4 protein-coding genes and 1 pseudogene are annotated in these 9,661 nt (G+C 38.8%); 2 read left to right on the plus strand and 3 right to left on the minus strand.

Annotated elements, in window-relative coordinates:
• From CK510_RS32890 to CK510_RS19985, 3 genes and pseudogenes are all read right to left on the minus strand, one after another.
• A pseudogene (locus CK510_RS32890) lies at positions 1-469 on the minus strand (hypothetical protein); the annotation flags it as partial.
• A 198-nt stretch (positions 470-667) separates the two neighbouring features.
• Positions 668-6,937: a GAF domain-containing protein gene (locus tag CK510_RS19980; RefSeq protein ID WP_095723370.1), complete on the minus strand. Its 6,270-nt coding sequence runs from the start codon at positions 6,935-6,937 to the stop codon at positions 668-670.
• A gap of 527 nt (positions 6,938-7,464) precedes the next feature.
• Positions 7,465-7,668 carry a hypothetical protein gene (locus tag CK510_RS19985; RefSeq protein WP_095723371.1) on the minus strand — a complete coding sequence of 68 codons (204 nt, stop codon included), beginning with the start codon at positions 7,666-7,668 and terminating at the stop codon, positions 7,465-7,467.
• 596 nt (positions 7,669-8,264) lie between these two features.
• Here CK510_RS19985 and CK510_RS19990 point away from each other — a divergent pair.
• Positions 8,265-8,870 carry an SRPBCC family protein gene (locus tag CK510_RS19990; RefSeq protein ID WP_095723372.1) on the plus strand — a complete coding sequence of 202 codons (606 nt, stop codon included), beginning with the start codon at positions 8,265-8,267 and terminating at the stop codon, positions 8,868-8,870.
• Between the two features lie 3 nt (positions 8,871-8,873).
• The gene (locus tag CK510_RS19995) at positions 8,874-9,449 is read left to right on the plus strand and encodes a DUF924 family protein (protein ID WP_095723373.1); all 576 of its coding nucleotides are present in this window, start codon (positions 8,874-8,876) and stop codon (positions 9,447-9,449) included.
• The last annotated feature ends 212 nt before the right edge of the window (positions 9,450-9,661 follow it).

Consider the following 9,661-nt stretch of genomic DNA (forward strand, 5'->3'; position numbering starts at 1 on the left):
TAAAATACTGATAAGGTGTTGGCTTTGCTTGACCATCGCGATTAAGGACAAGTTGAGTTTTGCGATCGCTATCCAAAATTACCAATTTTTGACCGTCATCATTTAAAACAAATCCCAATAAATCTTCATATGTAAAACTTTTATTACCAGCAAATAGATTGTCAATTTTTTTACATGCTTTCAGGATAGGTTCGGACACGTAACACCGCAAACACAATCCAGCATCAGCACGACTTTCAGGAGTGACAGTCGGATTTTTGCCATGAAAATATGATAAAAGTCCAGTTTGCACATCCTCAGAGTGGGAAATGATTGTTTCTTGCACAAACGATTGTGCAGTCAGGATTGGAAAATATTCATATCCACTACGATAGTTGGCAGGGGATACTGCACGAACTTGTGTTGAGCTAATGCGGCAGATTTTCCAATATCTAGATAAAGCACCCTTCATAATGTCTTCTGCTGACATTGACACTCCTTTTTATATCCTGGTATCAAGTATATAAATGTTAGCATTTATGACTTATGCAGTTAGGGAAAGGAGAATATTTTTTACCAATTTTCCTAAATCATCGACTATACACCAATACGGTTCAGTTAACGCCCTAACCAACTATGAACGTTGCATACCGTGAACTTAGTAAACTAAGTATTTTGCAAGCCTGCACTATACTGGGTAATCCGAGTTAGTGTAGGTAGTTGACTCCTGATTCAGGACAATACTTGTTAATTCCATAATTTTCTCAAACTGGAAATTGTGAGCTAACTCATGTAAAGAATCTTTGAGTAATCCGCTTTCTGATGGTATTTGTTCGAGGAAATCAATTATCAAATCATCGCTACAGCTAGCAGCAAAATTATGTAATTTTTCTAACCATTCCCCAGAAAATTGAGAAAGCATTTTAATAAGTTCAATATCAGATAAAATCGGTTGATTTTGATTGTGAATATCATCAACTGTTGAATTATTTACTTCTTGATAGATATATTCAACTTTGAGATATTGCTGAATTTTTTCGAGGAGAAAATCATCGCGAAATGGTTTGTTAATAAAATCGTCACATCCTAACTCAATAATAGCTTGACGCTGTTCTATAAATGCATTTGCGGTGAGAGCTATAATTACTGTTTCCGTTGATGGACAAGGTATTTCTCCCTGCTGGTGTTCACGTCTTTTAATTTCCTTTGTTGCTTCATATCCATCCATAATTGGCATTCGCATATCCATTAATATCATGTGTGGTTGCCAATAAGACCATACAGAAATAGCTTCATTCCCATTAGTCGCTTCTTTGACCGCAAAACCAATTGAACCAAGTAATTTAACTAAAAAATTTCGACTATCCTCGGCATCATCAACAACTAAAATTCGATAGGTTAATTGTTCTGGTGCTAAACCAATTATTTGCTTTTGTTTGGATGTGGAAGAAATATCTTTTTCAGAAATCATCTCAATCTGAATATTAAAAGCGAATCTACTACCCACATTCACCGTACTGCTAACGGAAATATTACCACCCATTAACTGAATGTATTTGCGACTGATTGCTAGTCCTAAACCAGTTCCTTGTTGGGAATTTCTACCCGTTTCCGTTTGCCCAAATGCTTCAAAAAGTAATTTGATTTCTTCTGCTGCAATCCCGGAACCCGTATCTATGACCTCAAAATTGAGATATTTAATACCTGTAAACTCAACTACATCTAGAGAGACCTGTAACACCACCCTACCTACTTTGGTAAATTTAATCGCATTACCTAAGAGGTTAAGTAAAACTTGACGCAACTTACTAGCATCAGCTTGGATGTACTGAGGAATGTTAATTGCATATTCAAATACCAGTACCAAATCTTTGGCTGTGGCACGATATTGTAACATTTCTTTGAGGTTTTCTAGTAGTTTGATTAAATCAAAGTTACTGAGGTTAAGAGAACTTCTCCCGGCTTCGATTTTGGACATTTCGAGAATGTCGTTGATCAGGTTAAGTAGGTGTTCTCCGGCACGGTTAATAATGGTGAGGTTTTGTTGATTTTCTTTATTTAGTAGGATATCCCGGCTCATTAACTGCGTAAATCCCAGGATGGCGTTGAGTGGTGTTCGTAACTCATGGCTCATGTTCGCGAGGAATTCGCTTTTGGCACGGTTTGCTGCATCTGCCGCGATCGCAGCTTTTTCTAGTGCTTGGGATTGACGTTGTTTAACTGCGAGTAGTTCGGCTTGTTGGAGTGCGACACCAAGTTGGTTGCCGATTTGGACGACAATGTTAATTTCTCCTGTTTTCCAATGTCGGGAACTGCTATTTTGATAGCTTGCGAGTAATCCCCAAAGTTTATCACCGCAAAATATGGGAACGGTAATGTATGCTTTTGCTTGGAAGCTTTCGAGGAGTTGGATGTAACAATCTTCAAATCCAGCACCGTAGATGTCGGAAACGCAAAGAAAGCTAGCTCCACGACTGTAAGCTCCTCCTTCGGTATCTTGGAGGTGGGTATCAACAACTTGGTTCGCCTTGCTGTTCATTCTTTGAACAATGCAACTTTCGTCTTCCAAGGCTCCTTCGGTTAAATCGGGATTTTGTTTGCGTGCTTCAATTAGGGAAATCCAACCATCTCCGACGGATTCGGCAACAAATTTACCACTCCAGTCGGGGTTAAAACGGTAAACTACTACGCGATCGCATCCTAATACTTGCCGTAGTTCTTGGGTTGTGGCTGCAAAGATGGTTTCTAAGTCCAATGTTTGCCGCATTCTTTGAATTGCTTGGGTTACTGCTCGTTCGCGATCGGCACTTTCAATCAGGGCTAATTCGGCACGTTTGAGGTCAGTAATTTCAACCAGCACAGAGCCGACATCGGATGGTATCCCATCATCTCCAAGTATGGGGAAATAGGAAACTAGGAAGTTTCGCAAAATACCCGGTTCTTTGGGGGATGTAGCGTTTAATTCTTGGTTGAGAATTGCTTCTCCCGTAGTTAATACCTGTCGATAAAGGGGTTCAATGAAAGCGGAAATTTGATATAAAACTTGATTTAATGTTTTCCCGATATGGTCTACAATTGAAACACCATTGATTTCCGCTAGCAGTTGGTTAACCTGGACAAACCGTAGTTCTTTATCTAGGATGCACAAACCGACGGGAGCATTGTTAAAAAAGGCATTCAAACGAGCCTCTTTTAATGCTAATTCCCGTTCTAAAAGTTTGCGTTCGGTAATATCTTGATGGGTTCCCGTCAAACGTAGGGGTTTATTGCGTTCATTGAGATCGAAAACCTTGCCGCAGGATTGAATCCATTTCCAATCTCCCGATTTTGACCGCATCCGAAATTCAACCCGGTAAATTGGACTTTCACCGCGTAAATATTTTCCTAAAGTTGAATTAATCACAGCTAAATCTTCGGGATGGACTAATTCTCGAAAGGCTTGACGGGTATCGGAAATTTCGTTTTCTTCATACCCCAGCATTCGCTTCCAACGCCAATCACGATATATTTTACCAGTTTCTAAGCTCCAATCCCACATTCCCAAATCGCTAGCTACGAGGGCAAGCTGTAACCTTTCTTCGCTTTGACGATGGGCAGATTCTGCTTCTTTACGCTGCATTAATACACCTAATTGGGAGGCAACTGTACTAACTAAATACAGTAAGCGGCAATCGACGGGTAATTTGAGGCTGTTGAAAAATACCAAGACAAATAGTACTTTGTCTTTTGCCAAGATGGGAACGGCAAAGCCTGCTTTTAATTCCGCATCTTCAGCAAATTGTTTTCTTAAAAATAAAGTGTCGCTGGTTTTGGTGACATCCTCAATCCATTCCGGTTTTTTCTTCTGCCAAACCCTTCCCGGTAATCCAATTCCGTGGGAAAATGTGATGGAGGAACTGCGATCGCTAAATTCTTTCAGCTTAGTATCTTCCCTATACCATCCCAATCGATATTCTAAATTGTCTCCTGAGTCGGTAGGAACCCAAGCTTCGGCAAAATCCCAATCAATTGTCTGGTAAATTAACCGCAGTACTAGGGAGATGGCACTATCAACATTTACCGCTCGACTAATTGCTTGGGTTGTTAGAAGTAATAAGCGACTCTCATTTTCGGCTTGCTTACGTTCGGTAATATCCCTAGCTGTACCGAGTAAATACCTTTGTGCGTCAATCTCGATTAATTCCGCACTGAAGAGCATTGTTTTAATTTCACCTAAATTGGTGCGAAGTTCAACTTCATAATTACTAATTGCTTGAGATTCCCCCAATATTTCTAAAATATGGGTACAATCATTGATATTTGCCCAAATTTCTACTTCTACCGCGCTACGATTAATAATTTCTTCGCGATTGTACCCAAAAACTCGACAGAAATTGTCGTTAACTTCGACATAACGCACATCAGGGAAAGTAGCTAGTGCAATCGGATCGGGGGATGAACGGAAAGCAGATGCAAGTTTTGCTTCCGCACGGGTTGAACGTCGTGCTTCTAATGATAGGGAAATCAAATTCGAGAGCGATCGCGCAAAGTTAATATCTTCTAATGTCCATTGATGGGGAATTCCCACCTGTTCTAAACACAATACCCCAACTGTTACTCCTCCTAAATGTATAGGTATGTGTAAAAGAGCGGTAATATTGTGGGGAATTAGATAGGATTCTGCAAGTGTTTTGGTGAGGGAATCTGTAAGCGGATTTTCGCTGATAATTACTCGATCCGAATCTAATGCTTGAAAATAATCTGGATATGCTGCGATCGCAAGTTGAATATCGGGTTTACTGTGCTGATTAATACTTGATTCAAATAAGTCTAGGCATTTGATTCCTGATGGGGTATCGCTATAAAGCCAGATATTTGAACGTTCAGCAGCAACGCATCTAGCTCCTGCTTCCGTAATCTCCCTTAATCCACTATCGAAATCCCCTCGATATAATACTTGTTTACTGGCGATTTCCGTCAGAATTAAGTTGTGCTGACTTAATTTTTCGGCACTTTGACGCAATTTTTGTTCGCTGACTCGCAAAGCGGTTTCAGCTTGATGACGAATATGAATTTCTTGTTGAAGCTGGATATTTACTTGTTTTTCATTCTCCAACAACTTTGTTTGGGAAAAGGCAATCCCAAATTGTGCAGCAATAGATTCGAGCAATTCGATTTCTACCTCTGTCCACTTGCGTTGGTTGTCGCACTGATGCAGGCAAATCAAGCCATTCAAATTACCTTTATAGGATGTTCGCACTGCTAGCATCGACTTGATATTAAATTGATGGCAAATATCAATCTGGTTCTCCAAAAGTGCTTCTTGAGATACATCATCCGATGCTACTGCTTTATCCTGCGATAGGACTTTTTTTAAGTGTGTATTTCCTAATATGGGAATTTCAAAATCCAGTAGGGAAGCACAACCTGAAACTAAAAATTCTCCTAAAATAGGAATTTTTGGAGTTTCACCAATTTCATAACTATGAATTAAAACTCTGCTAACATTCAAAGCTTGACCAATTTCCACTGCGGCTGTGGCAAAAAGCTTCTGAGTATCAAGTTCTGAGCGGATTTTATCAGTAGTATTTTTCAGTAAATAGCTGCGCTCTAATTGTCGTTGGAGGGCAGTTTCAGCTTGTTCCCGTTCCTGTGCTAAAGCAAGGGAAGTTGCCGCAGCTTGAAGAAAGTCAATTTCTGCATCTTCCCAAACTCTGACATCCTCGCAGCTATCAAATCCCAAAAAGCCAGTAAATTCACCCTTAACAATAATTGGTAAAATTAAAATTGAGAGAATATTCTGTGGTTCGAGAATTTCACGTTCCGAATCGGGAAAATCTTTGACAATACCACTAATAAATTCACCTTTTGCGAGTACATCTTGCCAGCGAGGGAAAAAATCTCTGTAGGAAATATTTTGTAATTTCAGATTATTAAATTCAGATTCAATTCCCCCAGCACACCACTCGGCTTTTTGACTCATCAACAAACTACCATCAGTAGCTAGATGATTTTCAAAAAAGTAAACCCGACTAGCTTGAGAAGCATTTCCCAGGATTTTAATAATTTCTCCGTAGCAATCCACATAGGTATCAAAAGCTAATAATCGACGCTTAATTTCCACCAATGCAGCTAAATAACGTTCGCGATCGCATTTTTTGCTATTGTCTAGAACCGTTACTACAGAATACTTTTCACCATTCTCCTTCTGAAATACCCCCAATGTCATCTCCCCAGCGAATAGGGAGTGGTTTTTGTGGTTGAAGGTGATATTTTGGTGAGTTAGATGAGTATTATGAACAATGCGATCGCGATATTGGTCAATTAAATTTGCTTGTTCAGTTTGACTCAAATGTGCGTAATGAATCGTAAATAATTGTCCAATTAGTTCGTCTTTTGTCAGTCCAAACATTTGACAGTAAGCAGGATTTGTCTCTACAAAATATCCGCGCTCATCTATCAGTGATATTCCGACTTGCGCTGTTTTTAAAATCAATTCAATTTGTTGATTGCGGTTTTGCAACTCCACAGCTAAATACTGTTTATTTTCCAGTTCAATATTTAATTTTTGATTTTTTAATCGCAATTGATTCTGCAATTTTTGAATTTGCAGTTGATTGGCAACCCTAACTAAAACTTCTTCGGGTTGAAAGGGTTTGGTAATATAGTCACAACCACCAATTTTAAACGCAGTAATTTTATCCTCAGCTTCACTTGCTGCACTCAAAAAAATAATTGGAATATGTTGGGTATTAGGATTAGCTTTTAAGTATTTACATGCTTCAAAGCCATCAATCTTAGACATTCTAATATCAAGTAGAATTAAATCGGGAAGAAAATTAAGGGTTGTTACCATTATTTTTTCCCCAGAATCAATCTTTTCGACAACATAGCCTTTATCGATGAGAATATCGGATAGAAAATCTAAATCTGTTTGTCGATCATCAACCAGTAAAATTTTTTGATTTTCTCTATCCATTGTTCTTTAACTTGATAATTTTGGTTCTTCATTACTTGTTATGCTAAAAACGCTGATAAAATAGCTCAAATTCCTTACTGGGTAATAAAGATAGCTTTTAAACTTGGATTTTGAGCCTTTGGAATCAAATCAAGGATGAAAATCCCCAAAAGTCTTGCTATTAAAGGCTAATTACAAATTATTGTTTAAATTTCAGCATAACATCTACGGAAGAGCCATAATTTTATCTTGAGATTATATTTAATAATTTAAAATATACCTATGGGTAGATGCACTTCTGGTAGTTTCGTCAGGATAACTTTGGAAGTTTAAACAGAATAAATAAAAAATTGTTGGAATTATAACCTCCTATTGTAGCAGCAACTAAGCCTTCTTTAAACCATGTAAATATTCAGGCAAACCCTGACCAATAATTCCTTGATGCTACAAACCCTCGGATTTATCCGTGGAGTCAATCCCAAATCCTGTTAGAGGATGACTTCGAGCTTCATATCCCCAACTTCAGTAATCAAGTCAGGGATAGGGAGCTAAAAACGCCACCAAGTTTTCTGCACATAAGCCATAATACCCATTCCGATTGCGAGCAGCAGCAACAGCCAAATGACTCCCCCTGGAATTGCCGTCAAAATTGGGATACCAAACCCTCGCAGTACCCAAACTGCGATCGCAACACCAAAAAACATGCCAAAAACCTGAGTAAATATACGGTTTAGTTTTGAATATTGGGACATAGTATTTACCTCTCCACTTTAAGTTTATTCCACAATACCTATCTTAGTTCCAGTATGACTCGGAATCGATTTCCACCAATACCAAATTTTGAGACTTGTTTCCTGATTCATCTTTTTTGATTTGTCAAAGTATTACCAAAAGGGTAAAGATACGATGAAGCGGTCAAAAATCAGATAGAAGTATGATTTCTGACTATAACTGGTTGGTATATTTTTGCATAAACTATCATTATGGGTCAATTTTGTAGTAGTAATATTTTCAACTTGTCATTCGCAAAAGCCTTATCTACGTGGATGAATGGGAAACTTAGAGTAAACACTTAAACGGCTGGTACAATTTTGAGAATAGGTTTAACAATAGTGTAAATTTGATGTTTTTTGTTTGCAGAAACCACCTAGTATATTTACAGAAGCCAAAATCAAGCTATAAAAAAGACATACTTTTGATGAATTTTTTGGGAATAATCACCCAAGAAGCAACAATTTCCGGACAATTTAGATATTGTACTGGAACTACAATTAGTGAGTTAAACTCGATTCGCATTGAATTTTAATTCCAAAAACAGCAGCAGTGATGAGGAGTAGCGGAAATTATGATGTCTGCATTTTATAGCTCAGACTCGTTAATTCCAGGTTCAAATATGGTATGGAGTCCAGAACAACAAGCTAAAGTCATGCAAGGAGAAGTGATTTTAGAAACGCGATCGCATACAGCATGGGGTGGTGCAGTGACAGCTTGGATGTACTTACCAATCACGCGATCGCACGCATGGCAACAACTCACAGATTACCCCCGTTGGGTACAATATTTCCCAGATATCATTAAAAGTGAACTGGTGTCTAGTGAAGCTCCAAATCCCGATTTCCGACGAACTGATTTTGCAACACAACGGGTAGAGCCAAAACGTCTGTACCAAGCAGCACAAAAAGCTTTCTTATTTTTCACCGCACAAGTCGAAATTTATCTCAATGTCGCCGAAGAATTGGGACAGAAGATTCAATTTCGCTTGGAGAAAGGTAGTTTCCATGACTTTACGGCAAATATTGAATTACAAGACTTTGGCAACGGTACATTACTAAAATACGCTGTTCAAGCGACACCAACAATCCCAGTGCCAGCCATTTTGATTCAGCAAGCAATGAATTTTGAATTACCAGCGAATATGCGTAAAATGAGGCAAGTGCTTTGTAAGAGCCAATAAGACATGTCAAACCAATTCGCAATTCTCGACTTTTGGTTCGGCATTCCCACTGAACCAGGTTACGGCAAACCGAAAAATGTTTGGTTTTCCCAAGATTCGGCATTTGATAGCGAAATCCGTTCCCGCTTTCTCCAAGATTATGAGCAAGCTGCCCAGGGTTTGCTTGATGAATGGAAAAATTCAGCCGAAACCTGTTTAGCCCTGATTTTGCTGCTCGATCAATTTCCCCGCAACTTGTTTCGTCATACCCCCAAAGCATTTGCAACAGATGATAAAGCACTATCAGCAGCACAAAATGCCATCACTAAAGGTTTTGATCGCATCTTATTGCCTGTACAACGCTGGTTCATCTACTTACCCTTTGAACATAGCGAAAATCTAACCGACCAACGTCAATCTGTTGATTTGTTTAAACAACTTAGTCAATATCCCGATAGTAGTGGTGCGATCGCATTTGCTATTAGTCACATGGAAATAATTGAACGCTTTGGACGTTTTCCCCATCGTAACGCCATTTTAGGACGCTCTTCGACAGCCCAGGAACAAGAGTTTTTACAGCAACCTGGTAATTCTTTTTAATTAACTGAATATATTAGACATCTGGTGGAAAAAAGGTAGAGACGTAGCAATGCTACATCTCTACTAGGGTTCTGGGAACCAATAATTAAATTCGGTTGATGTCTAATCACTGTACGTTCGCTCATTTTTGACCCAAAAATTTAATTAAGCCTCACAGGGCTTGTAATCCAGACGATTCGGTCAACTCAGGTATTTTTGGCTCGTACAAGGTT

The sequence above is a fragment of the Brunnivagina elsteri CCALA 953 genome, assembly GCF_002289455.1.
Classification (GTDB): domain Bacteria; phylum Cyanobacteriota; class Cyanobacteriia; order Cyanobacteriales; family Nostocaceae; genus Brunnivagina; species Brunnivagina elsteri.